At 49.2% G+C, this 15,905-nt stretch carries 12 protein-coding genes; 2 read left to right on the top strand and 10 right to left on the bottom strand.

Annotated features, from left to right (window positions below; translation table 11 throughout):
- Positions 1–8 precede the first annotated feature (8 nt).
- Complete coding sequence (locus tag H6570_18800) at positions 9–902, bottom strand: RimK family alpha-L-glutamate ligase (GenBank protein MCB9321335.1); 894 nt, start codon at positions 900–902, stop codon at positions 9–11.
- Between the two features lie 100 nt (positions 903–1,002).
- On the opposite strand from H6570_18800, the gene H6570_18805 reads away from it, so the two are divergent.
- Positions 1,003–2,301, top strand: coding sequence for an MFS transporter (locus H6570_18805; protein MCB9321336.1), 1,299 nt, complete (start codon positions 1,003–1,005; stop codon positions 2,299–2,301).
- Between the two features lie 14 nt (positions 2,302–2,315).
- Here H6570_18805 and H6570_18810 read toward each other — a convergent pair whose 3' ends face one another.
- From H6570_18810 to H6570_18835, 6 genes are all read right to left on the bottom strand, one after another.
- Complete coding sequence (locus tag H6570_18810; protein MCB9321337.1) at positions 2,316–4,523, bottom strand: family 78 glycoside hydrolase catalytic domain; 2,208 nt, start codon at positions 4,521–4,523, stop codon at positions 2,316–2,318.
- Positions 4,524–4,574: 51 nt separating this feature from the next.
- Positions 4,575–6,092 (bottom strand): hypothetical protein, encoded by a 1,518-nt coding sequence (locus tag H6570_18815; GenBank protein ID MCB9321338.1) that lies wholly within the window; start codon positions 6,090–6,092, stop codon positions 4,575–4,577.
- Between the two features lie 102 nt (positions 6,093–6,194).
- Positions 6,195–7,538 (bottom strand): hypothetical protein, encoded by a 1,344-nt coding sequence (locus H6570_18820; GenBank protein ID MCB9321339.1) that lies wholly within the window; start codon positions 7,536–7,538, stop codon positions 6,195–6,197.
- A gap of 1,148 nt (positions 7,539–8,686) precedes the next feature.
- The gene (locus H6570_18825; protein ID MCB9321340.1) at positions 8,687–10,171 is read right to left on the bottom strand and encodes a glycosyltransferase; all 1,485 of its coding nucleotides are present in this window, start codon (positions 10,169–10,171) and stop codon (positions 8,687–8,689) included.
- Positions 10,171–10,860, bottom strand: coding sequence for a glycosyltransferase family 2 protein (locus H6570_18830; GenBank protein MCB9321341.1), 690 nt, complete (start codon positions 10,858–10,860; stop codon positions 10,171–10,173). The genes H6570_18825 and H6570_18830 overlap by 1 nt, the downstream gene beginning before the upstream one ends.
- A gap of 226 nt (positions 10,861–11,086) precedes the next feature.
- Positions 11,087–11,449 carry a hypothetical protein gene (locus H6570_18835; GenBank protein MCB9321342.1) on the bottom strand — a complete coding sequence of 121 codons (363 nt, stop codon included), beginning with the start codon at positions 11,447–11,449 and terminating at the stop codon, positions 11,087–11,089.
- Between the two features lie 129 nt (positions 11,450–11,578).
- On the opposite strand from H6570_18835, the gene H6570_18840 reads away from it, so the two are divergent.
- On the top strand, positions 11,579–12,580 hold the full coding sequence (locus H6570_18840; protein ID MCB9321343.1) for a hypothetical protein: 1,002 nt from the start codon (positions 11,579–11,581) through the stop codon (positions 12,578–12,580).
- 28 nt (positions 12,581–12,608) lie between these two features.
- Here the strand turns inward: H6570_18840 and H6570_18845 are convergent, their stop codons facing one another.
- The 3 genes from H6570_18845 to H6570_18855 form a co-directional block, all read right to left on the bottom strand.
- Positions 12,609–13,391, bottom strand: coding sequence for a hypothetical protein (locus tag H6570_18845; protein MCB9321344.1), 783 nt, complete (start codon positions 13,389–13,391; stop codon positions 12,609–12,611).
- Between the two features lie 100 nt (positions 13,392–13,491).
- Positions 13,492–14,637, bottom strand: a complete 1,146-nt coding sequence (locus H6570_18850) for an acyl-CoA desaturase (protein MCB9321345.1) — start codon at positions 14,635–14,637, stop codon at positions 13,492–13,494.
- A gap of 316 nt (positions 14,638–14,953) precedes the next feature.
- Positions 14,954–15,736, bottom strand: a complete 783-nt coding sequence (locus tag H6570_18855; GenBank protein ID MCB9321346.1) for an isoprenylcysteine carboxylmethyltransferase family protein — start codon at positions 15,734–15,736, stop codon at positions 14,954–14,956.
- Positions 15,737–15,905: the final 169 nt, after the last annotated feature.

Here is a 15,905-nt window from a genome sequence, read left to right on the forward strand (position 1 = left end):
CGATATGATTAGTGCAGCGCCGTTTGCCTCCTCACTTCCCGCTCAACAAAAAGAATGATTTCATTCGCGATGTCTATACCGGTCGTGCCTTCAATGCCTTCGAGCCCCGGACTGGCATTGACCTCCAGGATGAGCGGACCACGCTGCGAACGAAGGATGTCGACTCCAGCCACCTTCAATCCCAGGATCTCGACCGCACGAAGGGCTAATACCGCTTCTTCCGGTTCGATGTGTATGATCTGACTGGTGGCGCCGCGGTGCAGGTTGGAGCGGAACTCACCCTCCCGGGCTTGTCTGCGCATGGTTGCAACAACCTCGCCATCAACAATAAAAACACGGATGTCCTCACCTTTTGCTTCTTTGATGAATTCCTGGATGATGATCTTTTCCCTTAATTTATTCAACGCTTCCACGATGGTTTCGGTGTTGATTGCATTCTCGGTCTTAATGACGCCGATACCCTGTGTTGAATTTTGCATCTTGACAATAAGGGGATGCTTTCCCAGATGTTCCAGCAGGTATGGCAGCATCACCATATTGTTGGTAAGTAAGGTCTTTGGGATAGGAATGCCAGCTCCTGCCAGCAACTGGAGGCAGATCAGCTTGTCGCGGGCCTTCAGGAGTGCATCCGACCCAACCGTGGTGAATACCTTCTTCATCTCAAACTGCCGGATGATCGCTGCACCATAATCGGTTGCCGTGCTTCCGATGCGGGGAATGATGGCATCAAAATTACGGAGCGGCGCATTGTTGTAATAAACCTGGGGACTGCCGTCTTCGATGATCAGGTCACAAAAGAGGTGATCGACCACTCGGATGAAATGGCCCCGTTTCCGACCAGCTACCAGCAGGCTGTGCGTCGAATACAATGCCGGATTTCGGGATAGGATCAAGATATTCATCGGCGTCTAAGATAAGCATCTGGTTAATAGATTTCAGATATTAGATTCTAGATGCTAGCTTTGGCATGGCCGGTTCCCTAATGGATTCGACCAGAGGCATATGGAGAATTCTCAGGTGGTACAACTCAATGATAAGCGGGTCATCCGCGGATGGGCATTTTTCGATTGGGCTAATTCTGCCTACGCGCTGGTGATCACCGCTGCGATCTTTCCGGCTTACTACCTGCAGGTGACCCAAAGTGAATTATCCATTGGCCATCAATCCATCAGCAACAGCTCGCTGTACGCCTATGCCATCTCAGTCGCGTATTTGTGCATTGCCTTTCTGAACCCACTGTTATCCGGGATTGCCGACTACAGCGGGCGGAGAAAGCGATTCCTGAAATTTTTCACCTACCTGGGTTCTACATCCTGCATCATGTTATTTTTCTTTCAGGGTATGGATCAGCTGTGGTGGGGCACCACCTTTTTTATCATGGCCACGATCGGGTTTGCCGGAGCGCTGGTTTTTTACAATGCATATCTGCCGGTGATCGCCAGTGAAGATCGCTACGATGACGTCAGTGCCCAGGGCTTTGCCTATGGCTACATTGGGTCTGTCCTGCTTTTAATCGTCAATTTGCTGATGATCATCAAGCCGGAATGGTTCGGGCTTCCGGAAGGCAGCCTGGCACCACGTATCTCCTTCGTTATGGTTGGCTTGTGGTGGTTGGGTTTTTCCCAGATTACCTTTCGGCGCTTGCCGATGGATCAGCCATCAGGACAGATCGGTCAGCTGCTGCAGCATGGCTTTCGGCAAATTCGGGACGTTTGGAAGCGCTTACGGCACCAGAAATACATCAAGCGGTTTCTCTTTGCCTTCTTCTGCTACAGCGCCGGCGTGCAGACCGTACTCTATATGGCTGCCACATTCGCAGAAAAAGAGCTGCAGTTCGGTTCCCAGGATCTGATCATTATTATCCTGATACTGCAACTGGTGGCAATCGGCGGGGCGTACCTCTTTGCCTTTATGTCCGACCGGGTTGGGAATAAACTGGCTTTGAGCACCATGTTGATATTGTGGATTTCAATTTGCATCGTAGCTTATTTTGTACAGGAGAAGGTCCAATTTTACGCGGTTGCCGCCGCCGTCGGTATGGTTATGGGAGGAATCCAGTCCCTGAGTCGCTCAACCTACTCCAAGATGATCGATGACAATGAAGGTGACCTGAACTCCTATTTCAGCTTTTACGATGTCCTGGAGAAAATAGCTATCGTCCTCGGGACCTTCAGTTTCGGCTTTGTCGAACAGATTACCGGAGGTATGCGCAACAGTGTACTGGTGCTGGCACTGTACTTTATCTTTGGCCTGATTATCCTGAGCAGCGTAGACATTAAGCGATTTGTAGCCAAAAGCTGAGACTGGCAACCGGATTAAAAATTAACATCAATTTTATGCACCCCGCTCGTTAGGGATATCTTGGGTGGTGATACCTTCTGATTATCTACCGATATGCTTTCAACGTTCTCACTGACCACGAATAAACCTTTGGTGTTGGCGGGTATGGAAATGACATAGGTTTTGCCATTTTGATGTCTGGCAAAGGATGCTTTCACCGTGCCACGAGACGTTGGTACCTCGATGATACTGGTAGTGAGGTCGCTCATCCTGGGCTCGATCCGGACCGTTTCAAATCCGGGAGTCTCCGGCCGTATGCCCCACATATACCGGGCAATGATGTTAGCTGGAGCCGTCCCCCAGGCATGGTTCCAGTCGGCATTAGGCTTGTATTTCAGGTCCCAGGCTTCCAGAGTCATGGTTGAACCCAATTGGGTCATATGCCACCAACCCCGATCCGATGTGTTGCGCATGATATTCAACGCATACTGATCCTCATCTGCCTGGTAGAGTCCTTCGAGTAAATATTGCGCTCCGTATACGCTGCAGGCCAGCCCCCTTTTCTTAATGAAATTGACCACGGAAGCAATGTGTTCTGCAGGAACCAGGCCAAATGCCAGGGGCATCATATTGCTGTGCAGGGAAGCATGATGTGATCCGGCGCCGTCAACATATACCCCGCGAAGGGTATCAAAAAGATTGGAGTTGATCGCAAAGCGCACTTGTACTACCCGGTCATGGAATTGTTCTGCTTCTTCCGATTTACCCAATACCCGGGCGAATATTTCCAGGATCTCCAGATTCCGGAAATAGAAAGCATTGACTACCGTGTTTACGGGCACCATGTCATATCCATCACGTTCTCCCTGAGTCTTGGCTAATGGCCAGTCGGTATCTTTCTGTGCAGGAGGCCAGTCAACGATATCCTGCAGGCGCATGGTCGTATCTTCAAAACCCAGGGATGCCATAAATGTGCCGTTAACCTGAGGCGACTGACTGGAAATCAATCCATCCGGACCCGCCAGATCCACCAGGCATTTCTTTTTGAGCTCATCATAGTAGCGAAGGATCAACCGGGTGTTGCCTGTGTACATGTAATCTTCATAAACCATCATCGCCATGTGCAATTGCCATTCGGTGGGCCAGGTAGGATGGTCCATCAAATACGCAATCGTAAGTCGTGCCAGTGAATATTCACGATCTACCTGGTAGTGCGAAAGTTGGTTGATGTAGGCGTCAGCTTCGTAAGGGATGCGCTCGCGGTCCCCATCTACATAGATGCCTGCAAATGACGTACCCTCAATGGTATACTTGCAGAGGTCCCAAACTTTGTTCAGCGTCGTATCCGAACTTTTAAAACTGCTGCTGGCTGGGTCAAAGTCGTAGTAAACAGCACGCTGCCGGACCATATGGGGCAGGATAGGTATCTTGCAGTTTTCAATTTCCACATACCGGAAAGGCATGACAACACCAACGGAATCAGGAAGGTGGATGGCATGAGTGCCGGTGTTCCGCGGATCCGGAGGCAGTTGAAGGATGAAATTGGAGGTGGGTTTACCTACCGGCAACTGAATCAGCTGATAGCGGACACTGCCGGGTGGCTCACGGTCAATGCGACCGCTTTTATCCAGCTTTTCACCCAGTCTGATGGTCAGCGTGTCGTTCTCCTCCACCGGATAATACAAAGCCAGGGTGCCGAAGGCATCTTTGCCGAAATCAATGAAATAATGGTCCGACTCAATCGCTTGCAATTCGACAGGAGCGTTGAGTCTAATGCGCAGCCCCTCATAGCTGGTGGAGCCGTAATCGCCCATGGTAAAGCGTTGGACCGGGGAATATTCGGTTGGAATTCCTGCCACATCCCACAACCTCATCTGCCAATAGTAGGTTTGGCCTGGTAAGAGTGGTTTGCCGGCATAGACAATATTCGTTGAGGCGGGGCTTTTAACCTTGCCACTATCCCACAAGTCACCATTTTGCCGGGATAATTCGGGCTCCGAAGAAGCGACCCATACCTGGTAAGCACTCTGCGTATTGGATTCTACAGGCACCTGCCAACTGAAAACGGGAAGAGAATCGCCGGTCAGTCCCCATTCCGGGTGTCGCATACCACTGACGGTCATTCCGGCATCATAGGCCGTGACTGGGAATGGCACAGGAATAACTTCCTCCTCGGGCTGGGGTTGGCAGCCCAAAAACAGTAGTATGCCTGTCAGGGTAGCTAACGTTTTGGCGAAATTCATGTTGGTAATTCGTTTTATCGGGGGGGACAATTTGAAAAAAGGTTCTACCATTTATTCCTTTCGTTCATAACAACCGATGTCCGGCATGTTGTCCCGTGGCTGATCATCAATGTCCGCTGTAATTCCCGGTAACGGTTTTGCTTTGTCCTGGGCAATAGACAAGGTATCCAGTTGGTATTGAGCCATGTCAATGTTTACAAAGAGGGGGTCGGTGTATTCTTTATTTTCAACGCAATCCCGGCATTGGGACAGGAAGTTGGGATAATCATCCAGGAGATCTTTTACCCGGACAACACAATTTGCAAACATGACTTCCCATGCGAATGGTTCCTTGCCACTGGTCGCATCGACCATGTTCAGTTCATCGGTGCCTGAACCGGTGATGATGCAATTGCGCCAGCTAGCAATGAGGCGGTAGATTGTGACGGAGGAACAGTCGTCATTCAGACAACGAAAATTATCCATGTACACGCCATCTGTCGTGTTGCCATAGGAAGCGATGGTGCAGTAGTCAAACTGGTAGTTGCCACCATAGGTGAATGCTACAGACTGGGCGCCCTGATTGTAGAAAAGCGAATTGGTAGCCTGAATCGAGGACCGTTCACCCAACAGACCTACGTTAGCGTTGTTGTAAATACGCACGTTGGCCAGGGTCAGGCTGGAGGCAGAATCAGCACGTATGCCTACGATGGAGTTTTTTATGGTTGTGTACTTGAATACATTGCCTTTACTGCCGGCGCCGAGCCGGATGCCTCCCCACTGACCAGGGACATCAGCAAATTCCGGTTCCAGGCGATCTCCCTGGATGATGACCGGCTCATCGACCGTGCCTTCACTCACGATCCTGCCTTGTGATAAAGTCCAGATAAGGCCGTCATTATAGATCCCCAGATCATTCCGGGCAATACCTCCGTGTACATAGATGCGGGTCCCTGCCGGCAGGTGCAGGGTACAGCTGTCGATGAACAGGGCGCCATAGAGGACGTAGGGCCTCGGATCATCCCAGCTCTCCTGCTCCAGATTACAGGATAATACGGCTAATTTACCCTTGAACTGGTTGTTGGGAATGTAATTGGCATTTTGCCCCCAGGCTTCCAGTATGACCGTTTGCTGATTGCCGTTGGTCTCAATCTGAAGAGACTCATCGATGATAAAGGGACTTACTGAAAATGGTTCATCGGGGTCAATGGTCACCTCGACAAATACCCAGATGCTATCTTTAGGCCAGATCTCCACATTTTCTGCGATGCCGTCCGGATAGGAGACGCCGTCCACATTGATCCTGAATTTACTGGCATCTCCCCGCTCCAGGGCTATGCGGCTGATACGGACAAATTGATCGTAGGGATTCCGGATACGGATCGATCTGGTAGCGCTGCCTACGTCGGTGAATACGGTGTCAAAACGCAGCGTATCTTTCGAGAATGACAGGAGGGCATCGTTGTGGGTATAATAGTCGATCTTAAAACATCCACTGCTCCACCAGGCCAGGATAATGGCAGATACCAATAGCAAAAGAAACCTTGTCAGGGTCAGGGGTGTCCGTAGATGATGTCTCTGAAAATCCATTCCGGCTTGAAATCACTGCAAAATAAACGTTTAATTCAGAAGTAGTGGTATTGGCGTGTACACGTGTCGAGGTGTTTTCGGATTTTAGAACACACTTGTTTGTTACTTCAACCTTTCTGTGGTCCAATAATCGCTGATTATCGCCACCAGCAATAATCCATATTCGACGGCAATCCAGCCCAGGCGTTCGTGAAAATCACCTCCGAGATAATGGCTGTAGCTCAACACGGCAAGAAAGCTCCAGGCAAGAGGAAATCTCCTGCCGGCCAGGACTCCCGTAAAGACCAGGGTGACCAGGTACCAGGGGTGCAGGGTAGTGGTGGTCAACAGGTAGGTCATCATGGTCCAGAGCAGGGCTTCCGGGAGATGTGATACTTCCCGTTTGCGTGGCCAGAAGGCGATAATGAGGATGAGGACGGCACCCAATATTCCCAGGCCAGGACCGATATAGGCGATGGGGTTGAATCCCGTAAAGGCCTGGCCGATGGCCCTTGCCAGGTAATAAAGGCCGGCATTGAATTCAAATTTACGGAAATAGAGATCCAGGCTGTCCAGGAACCCGCCTTGCCCAAGCACGCCCAGGAGTGGTATGGCCAGTAGCAGAGTGCAGCCCACAGCTAGGGTCAGCCAGGTACCGCGATTTTTAGGTTTTTCTGTTATAAGTAGTAATGGACCAAATATGGCCGTAACCAATTTTGTGGTTGTTGAAGCGGCAAAGGCCATTCCGGAGGCAATGGTATGCTCACGTTGGGCCAGCCATCCCAGACTCATGGCCAGGAAACCGACCATGATCCCTTCGGCATGCAGGTTCCCAAATATTTCCACGACGATCAGGGGATTCAGAAAATACCACCACCGGCGGTGGACCGGCACCTTTAGTCGCTTCATGCCTGTCCAGGTTGCCAGATCGGCTGCCAGCATGAAAAGACGCAGGATCAGTGCGGCTGTCACCAGGGATCCTGTAGCACGCCACACGGCAGCTGCCGGAATAAAAAGGACCTGAAGCAGGGGAGGGTAGACGGAATAATAATCCGGTGAATTGAGCAGGGTAAACAGGTGGGCATAACTCGGATCCCTTGCAAAGAGCGTAATCACCTGAGTAGGGGTTCCGACATACGCATTTGCACCGTCCAGCCAGCGTAGACCATCCCACAAAAACCGGTAGATATCGTTCGATAACAATGGTTCACTTCCGGCTAATAAGAGACGTCCCAATACAGCGAGGATAATCATAAACTTTGCCGGTAAGGCCTCCCGCGGCATTCCCATTAACCATCCGAACGCTCCAAATGCCAGAGCATAGCCACCCAGGATGGCATAGAATTGGGTTTGCTGGACAAAATAACCCAACCAGCCGATGCCCAGGAGCCAGAGTAATCCGGCCAGGACTCCCATCGTCATTTGACTGGGGTTGTTTATTGCGATAACCTTTTTCGATTTCTGCATCGGGGTTGTTATTTGGATTTTTGTGTCCTGAATTGAAAGGTATATAATTTCATTTCGCTGGCCACGAATTTCACGATTTTCCACGAAATCAACGAATGCTCACAAAACGGCCCCAATCCGATATCCCAAGCAAATCCCCAGGCCCAATTGCAGCCCAACCCGGTTATGCCCAACATGTATGCATCATGGGGGTCCCATCTGGACCACATCTTATAAACCCGTATGTCCAGGCAATATACCCTTGCACCACCGGAGCCCATCCCCGCCATGCGTACACCGAATCTCCCCGAACCGGTACCATCGGGACCAAATCTTAACCCGTACGTCCAGGCATGATCCCCTTGCACCGTCGGAGCCCATCCCCGTCATGCATACATCGAATCTCCCCAACCCGGTACCATCGGGGCCACATCTTGTAAACCCGTACGTCCAGGCATGATCGTCTGACCCCATAGGGACCCAACCACGTTAGGCCCAAAGTGTGTAAATCAACCCGTTCCCATCGGGACCAAATCTTGTTATCCCGTGCGTCCAGCATGAACCCCCGGTCCCATCAGGACCAACACCGCCATGCATACTGAATCTCGCCAATCCGGTCCCATCGGGACCACATCTTGTAAACCCGTATGTCCAGGCATGATCCCCTTGCGCCGTCGGAGCTCATTCCCGCCATGCATACACCGAATTTCGCCAAACCGGTCCCATCGGGACCACATCTTGTTAGCCTGTATGTCCAGGCTTGATCCCCCGGTCCCACTAGAGCCCAACCCCACTATCCAAATACAACTAATCCCCCCAAACCGGTCCCATCGGGACCAAATCTTGTTATCCCGAATGTCCAGGCAATGTCCCCGGTCAATCGGAGCCCAACCCCGTCACTCATACACCGAATCTTCCCAATCCTGTCCCATCGGGACCAAATCTTGTTATCCCGTACGTCCAGGCATGATCGTCTGACCCCATCGGGATCCAACTCCGTTATGCTCAAAATGTGTACATCACGCCGGTCCCATCGGGACCACATCCCGCTAGCCTATATGTCCAGGCATGCCCCCCCGGTCCCATCGGGACCACATCTTGTTAGCCCGTATGCCCAGGCAATATACCCCGGCCCCATCGGGGCCGTATGTAGGCTAGGATCACAGATGTTATTTCACCTCCAGGTGACGTAAAGAATAATAAAAGATCATTCCGTACCCGAAGGCCAGCATCCCATGGAAAATCACGAAAGAGGTAAAACCATAATAAATACCCATAACCACCGCCGCCAGAAAATAAACGGCCATCACCCCTTCCCATACCGTCAACCTCGAAATGGACCTCGCCAGGTAACGATGGTTCCGAAATGTATCCGTGATGGTCCGGATATTAAACTTTGGGGTACGGACAAACGACGACTTTCGACCCAGCCAACCCTGGATAACCGCCACTGAATTGTGGAGAGATAACCCCATCGAAAGCGAGAGAAAAACGGGGAACAATACCAGGAATTTCAGCGCTTTTTTACCCCACGAACCCTTTGACCAACCGGTCGTCACATTGCCCGCAAAATAAACCGCAACAATGGCCAGCATCCCGGTTAAAAACCAAGCAAAATAATGGATGTTAATTTCCAGAAACCGGGTCAGGAATAACACAGGAACGCTAAATACCCCGATCAAAAAGACAAACACAAAGATGGCGCTGGCCATGAGGTGTAGCGTGGCATGGATCTTTTTGCCCAGAGGCAGGGTGGATCGCCAGACGTGCGGCAAATTTTTTTTCGCCGTCTCTGCTCCGCCCTTCATCCAGCGGTGTTGTTGGGATTTGAGGCCATTCATTTCCGCCGGCAGCTCGGCCGGCGATCCCAGCTTCTCCAGATATTGGATTTTCCATCCTCTCAGCTGTGACCGGTAACTCAGATCCAGATCCTCGGTTAGCGTGTCGGGCTGCCATCCTCCTGCATCAAGGATGGTCTGACGTCTCCAGATTCCGCCGGTTCCATTGAATTGCAGCAAATATTGTCCTTCCAGCCGTCCGGTCTGCTCTACGGAAAAATGCACGTTCAATTGGAATGCCTGCAGGGCTGTGATCAGCGAATAAGACTCATTGAGGTGTTCCCAGCGCGTTTGCACGACACCTGTTCTTGGATCTGAAAACCAGGGTATGGTACGTTTCAGGAAATCCGGTGTCGGCAGAAAGTCAGCATCAAAAATGGCAATAAATTCTCCCGAAGCCTCCTCCAAACCATATTGTAAAGCACCTGCCTTATAACCCTGGCGGTCGGGCCGGCGGATATGCCGGATGTGAAAACCCTGCGCCTGGTATTCCCTGACGACGCGAGTTATAATCTCGGTGGTGTCATCGGTAGAGTCGTCGAGGATCTGCACCTCCAGAAGTTCCTTGGGATAATCAAGCAACATGATGTTTCGGATGAGACGCTCTACGACATAAATCTCATTGTAGATGGGAAGCTGTACGGTGACCGGAGGCCACTTATTGGGTGGTGGAGGTGTCGCTTCGGAAGGACGGTGATGATGGCGGGAATACAACCAAAGCAGATGCAGTTGTGAAAGGCAAAAGACCAGCACGTAAAACAAGGCCAGGGCATAAAAACCCACCAGGATGTATCCGGCCCAGGTCCACCAATCCATCACATCAGCTTAAATATGGTCCACAAAATCTTATGACCGGCCAGGATGGTGCCTTTTACGGTTCCGGAGACCTTGGAGACTCCCACGCGCCGCCGGTACGATACCGGCACTTCTGCACACTTCAATTTATGCTTAGCCGCCTTCACCTGCATTTCTACCGTCCAGCCAAAATCAGGATCTGCCATTTCCAGCTCCAGCAGTTTATCCCACCGGATGGCCCGGAATGGGCCCAGGTCTGTAAAACGGTAACCGTAGATCAGCCTGATGAGGGTTGTTGCCAGCCAATTTCCAAAGATCTGTTGCGGCTGCATCGAGCCCGGCTCCAGGTTACCCATAGCACGGGAGCCTATGACCAGGTCTGCGTTTGAATGCAGGATGGGTTCGATCAGGGCTGGCATTTCTTCCGGATGATCGCTGTAGTCTGCATCCAGAAAGACTACCAGGTCCGGTTGTTCGTCGATCGGCTTTGATTTCAGGTATTCGATGCCTTTGAGGCAGGCGCTGCCATAACCTTTACGGTTTTCGGTCAGGACGGTAGCGCCTTGATTCTGTGCAACCATTGCGGTGCGGTCGGAACTGGCATTGTTGCATACGACAACCTCCCGTACTAAAGCCATGGGCATATCTTTCAGCACCAGCCCGATCGACTCTTCTTCATTGTAGGCTGGTATGATTACATCGATGTGCATCTGCTCTGCATTCGGATGCAAAAGTACTCTTTCTGACCACGACATTATAGTGTTTGACGGCCAGTTGTCGGATCAGGGACAGGAGTTCCCGAAGACCATTTAGTGGTTAATGCAGGATTTCTTCAACATTTTCCGCGAATGGCGTAGGATAGTCCCGGAGGCACGCGGCTCAAATGCTGGCTTTGTGTCCATCTAATGCCAGAATTCCCTGGGGGTAAATACCTGGTTACGATGCCCTGCTTGAAGATTTAATTTCAATCAATGTCCTTTTTATTTCCTCCAGATTTTGTTGGATATCCCGCATGACCGGATTGGATGAGGAAGAATTACGTAATTCCTCTTCACGTAATCCTAATAAGGTATCAATCCGTCCAACAATTAAGGACAACAGAATAAAAACGATAAGGATTAGTGGGATCGATATTGCCAAATGATCAAATATTAGCCTCCCTAAAAAACTGTCTTTGTAGGCCTTCAGGAGAACAAATGCGATCATCAGGAACTGAACATATCCAACATACATTTTTGCCCGGTCAATGTATATTTTCCATCTTATCAGTGCTTTCCGGTCTGCTTTTATTTTAGCCATATGAGGTGTTTATTTTATTATTGAAATCAAATATAAAATGCAGAAGGGTGGATCGTGTTGTCTTGCCTATGGCTCATTGAGGCAGTATTTTGTATTAATGAGTTAAATTGGCAATTAGAATTTAGAGGGATGAAACTTTTATTCTGGTTACTTGCTCTGGGTGTCGTTTTCGCATATTGGACGTCATCGTCATCAACCGAAGTTGTCGACACAATTCCTTTTGATAATAGTTGCCCGGTAATTTATGATAACGATGATCATCGTGACATGTACACGGATGAGTATCTATTTTCGTTGGCCAGTGCTGGTAGTATTAATCTGAAAGGTATAATTACCAGCTATAGCGGAGATAATTATGAATATAATTTATTCGTTTCAGGTCGTCAGCAAATTATAGATAAAGCTCGGCAAAGTGGGTTGATTAACTTGCCTGATGCAATAGCTGGACCGTTTATGCCATTGCAACGGCCCAAATCAAACCAGATAGAGGATACCCATTCCTTAAACAGTGTCGCTGGGCAGTTCATTGTGCATGCTGCAATGCAAGCGTCACCGGACAAGCCACTTGTCGTAATTGCCGGAGGGCAGTTAACGGCGATAGCAGATGCCTATTTGCAGGACCCACTCATTGCAGATAGAGTGATCGTTTGCGGTATTTTTGGGACATTACATGAAACGTATAATGCTGGATTGGATTCCTGGGCCTGGGCCATTGTCATCCGAAAATTCAGATGCGTATCCATTTCAGATTCTGAAGATGGTACACCTTATAGCTACGTATTTCTTCACGGACGCCCTCTGACTGGCAAGCAGAGGATTAAGCAGGATCTCGAAAATGGCGTTATCCCTTCAACAGCTTTTTATCACTGGATGCTTGAAAAACATCACCCGGTTCATCCTCCGGTTTATATGGAAAAAGATGGTGATACACCAGCTGCCATTCCGTTGATGCGGCCGGATTATCTTACCGGTATGGAACGTTGGCGATGTACCGGAACTGATGATGATGGTAAGCCTGTCGTTGTGCCCGATTCTGATGGACCGCTGTATCTTATTATCAACGCCGATCCAGATGTCGCAACGATGGAATTTTGGCGCGCTATCGAGGAATCAAAAACCTGGCGGCATTGAGGTACAGTGCCAGCTGGCAATCGCGTGCTTATAGGCTTTTGACATATCCCTTCCAATCATGCAGAAGCGTTTCTTCGTCGACGCCAAGCTTATCAAGTAAGGAGTTTAATTCGGTGCAAAATAGAACCTGAAATAATTTTTCCCGGCCATAATGCGCATCCAGATACATCACGACCGATCCGGATAATCCGTAGCGCAAATTTCCAGACCAGAAATCAGCCAGATGCTCGGGTATTTCATTTTGTTTGATTGCTTCCTGAACCGCCAATATGCGGATCGAATCGCATTGTCCTGATGCATAGGTCGCCAGACCCTCCACAAACCAATCCAGGCCACTCACTTCACTGAAATCGGAGCTGGGATTGTTCTGGCCGTGGAACACATGCATCAGTTCATGGGTAATTAAGTTATTCATTGCAGTAGTATCTGCTGACCGGTGCTCGCAGGCGAATGAATCCCATCGTTGAGGCGCGATGATATCGAGTCTGCTCGCGACGCCACTGGCGACCATCCAGCATTCGGACTTAAAAGCAGGCATTCCCCAGTCGGATTGCCAGGTGCTGTCGAGAGAGGCTCGATCCGGATGGATGTAAATGTCAAAATGCTGTTTGTACGGTTTTTGGAAAAATTCCTGGACCCGATTCATTCCCTGATTCAGATTCATTCGGTAACCTGGAATCTCCGCGGCATCTATGGCCGTATAGTAGATCGAATAGCCGGCCTGGTTTTCTGAAATCCAGTTCATGGAAGGGACTACTGGATGCAGGTTGCTGTGGACCAGAAGACCGATAAATAGGCTGATAGGGATCATGCGGTGTTGTGAATGATTTCAAGATGAAATTATTCGTAAATAGCTGCCGGAAGCCGGAATTTAGACTTGACAACAGATTGGATCGACGCAGGTATAAGGATTACACCAGAGAAGCGCTTTTACCAACGCGCGGAACAGTAGCTTCCGGAGCGCTGAGATGTTTAAGGATCTGGTAATGCTTCTTCAGAGCTTGCCAGAAGGTTCGGTTTTCCTGGTATTCTATCCCATGATCATCGCAGGTCTCCTTTAGGATCTCGGTGAGAGCCGGATAATGGACATGACAGACCTGGGGCAGGATGTGGTGGATTACATGGATGTTGATACCTCCCATCAGCCAGGAGCCCAGCCGGCTTTGTCTGGAAAAATCAGCCGTCGTTTCCAGCACATGCAGCGCATAATTGTTGTCAATATTACCTTCATCATCCGGTATCGGGTAAGTGGTGCCGTCGTAAACATGGGTTACCTGGAAAATCAAAGCGAAAGTCAGTCCTGGTAGCACATGCATGAATACCCAAGCGCCCAGAATGGTATACCATGGTGCGGACAAAAAGAGGATGGGGAGCACCAGTGTGAGTCCATAAAAGACTGATTTACCAATAAACAGTATGATGTATTCCTTCAGAGGGTGCTTGATGTTTTTTTGATTGCCAATATGGGCTTCTCCAAAGAACCACTTAAAATCTTTGATTGTCGCCCATTGGAGCATCGCGAGTGCATAGAGGAGAAAGGTGTAATAATGCTGGTATTTGTGCCTCGGCAACCAGGGTTCATCCGGCGTAAAGCGGAACAGTCCGTGTGTTTCCAGGGTTACGTCGATGCCGTGAATATTCACATATCCATGATGCGCACCGTGCATCCGCCGGAACAGGTATTGGTTGCCACCGATGAAATCCATGCTGTAACCCAGCAATTTATTGACATATTTGTTCGATGAGTAGGCGTTGTGGGTGGCATCATGCATGATGTTGAAGGCAATGAAAATATGGATATAGCCAAGGAGCAGATAAACCAGGTAGAGGGCCACCGGGTGAGAACTTAAGGTATCCGACATGATCCAGGCATAGGTGGCGATCCAGGTCACCATGGCAAATACCGTCTTCAGGTACATCTCTGTATTGGCATAGGGGCTGATGCCATTTTCGCTGAAATAATCACCAACCCGTTTCCTCAGATCCTGGATAAATAACTCTTTCCTGGGATTACCTTTAAACCGGACTCTCTTTGCGCTAGTCGTTGCTTTGATCATGTACCACCGATGTTATAGTGCTGCCCAAAGTTAGGATATTCTCCATCTCAGTGCAACGATATCACGTTAAGCTTAATCGTTTTTTGTTCCGGTGCTTTTCTTCTTAAGAATGCTTTTTCCAGGGTTTCGATCGGGGATAAGTCTTTGAATTTTAGTTCGATAGATTGCATTGTTCCAATAAATTGCCAGTCAGCCAGAAGATTCGGACTGAATGAATGGTAATTGGTTGAGGAGCGAGCCGATAAAAAAAAAAGACCAGAACTCAAGGTTCTGATCTTTTGCGAAATCAATTGTTCCAAATTGGTGTCTGGAGGGATCAGGATATGTCGCTAACGGTTGTTTCGCTGGCAGGTATCGGGTTTTTGGAGCCAAACTTGGTAAAGGGTACAAGGGAAGGAACACTTGTACGGTATTCCTCATAAAGTTTGCCATATTCTTTAATAAGGTCCTTTTCTTCAAAATAGATGCCTACGAAGATATAAGCAGTGAAGAAGGTTGCCAGCAGGAAATGAGACATGGACATGGTCGGGGTCGCCCAGAAGATCATACTTAATCCCAGGTAAATGGGATGTCTCACCATTTTGTATAATGCAAAGGTGGTAAATCGTGGCCGGCGAGCCTTGCGTTGCATCATATGCAGGTAGGCTTGTTGTAAGCCAAATAATTCAAAATGATTGATCAAAAAAGTACTGGCAAGCAGGACCGCAATGCCCAGGAAAAATATTACATACATAACGTAATAGCCGACGGAGCCCGGACTTAATTGCCAGAGTATGCCTTCAACCGGAGACCAGAACAAAGCAATACCGACGCACAGGAATCCGGAAATCAGCACAAATAGACTGCGTTCCAGGTGTTGAGGGACAATCTTGGTCCACGACTCTTTGAACGATTTGCGTGCCATCACCGAATGCTGGATTCCGAAAATAGCAACAATGCCAAAGTTGATCAGTAAGGTCAAGCCGATGGTGCGGGTTTGAGGTTCCTCCATCTGGTTGATGGGAATAAAATTACCTATCCACAGGATAAGATACATCAGACCGGCAAATCCGATCAGGTAGAAGAGAACGCTAATTAAAAAACCGAAAGTCCGTTTCATTTTGTTTGTGATTTTACAGGAGTTATCCTTTTTAAATAATATCGTTAATAATTCGACGCAGCATTTCGTCCATGTTGCAGTACAAATTTCCGATCTCATTCCTTGCCGGGATTCACCCATATCCATGGTTTTGAAAAATCATGGTTTGCAGTGGTTGACTCACCTAATT

Source organism: Lewinellaceae bacterium, assembly GCA_020636135.1.
Lineage (GTDB): Bacteria > Bacteroidota > Bacteroidia > Chitinophagales > Saprospiraceae > JAGQXC01.

Excerpts from the sequence above, each read along its gene's own strand:
- H6570_18810 (MCB9321337.1), bottom strand. The coding sequence starts at position 4,523 with ATGAATTTCGCCAAAACGTTAGCTACCCTGACAGGCATACTACTGTTT.
- H6570_18835 (MCB9321342.1), bottom strand. The coding sequence starts at position 11,449 with ATGGCTAAAATAAAAGCAGACCGGAAAGCACTGATAAGATGGAAAATA.
- H6570_18805 (MCB9321336.1), top strand. The coding sequence starts at position 1,003 with ATGGAGAATTCTCAGGTGGTACAACTCAATGATAAGCGGGTCATCCGC.
- H6570_18850 (MCB9321345.1), bottom strand. The coding sequence starts at position 14,637 with ATGATCAAAGCAACGACTAGCGCAAAGAGAGTCCGGTTTAAAGGTAAT.
- H6570_18820 (MCB9321339.1), bottom strand. The coding sequence starts at position 7,538 with ATGCAGAAATCGAAAAAGGTTATCGCAATAAACAACCCCAGTCAAATG.
- H6570_18830 (MCB9321341.1), bottom strand. The coding sequence starts at position 10,860 with ATGCACATCGATGTAATCATACCAGCCTACAATGAAGAAGAGTCGATC.
- H6570_18845 (MCB9321344.1), bottom strand. The coding sequence starts at position 13,391 with ATGATCCCTATCAGCCTATTTATCGGTCTTCTGGTCCACAGCAACCTG.
- H6570_18815 (MCB9321338.1), bottom strand. The coding sequence starts at position 6,092 with ATGGATTTTCAGAGACATCATCTACGGACACCCCTGACCCTGACAAGG.
- H6570_18840 (MCB9321343.1), top strand. The coding sequence starts at position 11,579 with ATGAAACTTTTATTCTGGTTACTTGCTCTGGGTGTCGTTTTCGCATAT.
- H6570_18800 (MCB9321335.1), bottom strand. The coding sequence starts at position 902 with ATGAATATCTTGATCCTATCCCGAAATCCGGCATTGTATTCGACGCAC.
- H6570_18825 (MCB9321340.1), bottom strand. The coding sequence starts at position 10,171 with ATGGATTGGTGGACCTGGGCCGGATACATCCTGGTGGGTTTTTATGCC.
- H6570_18855 (MCB9321346.1), bottom strand. The coding sequence starts at position 15,736 with ATGAAACGGACTTTCGGTTTTTTAATTAGCGTTCTCTTCTACCTGATC.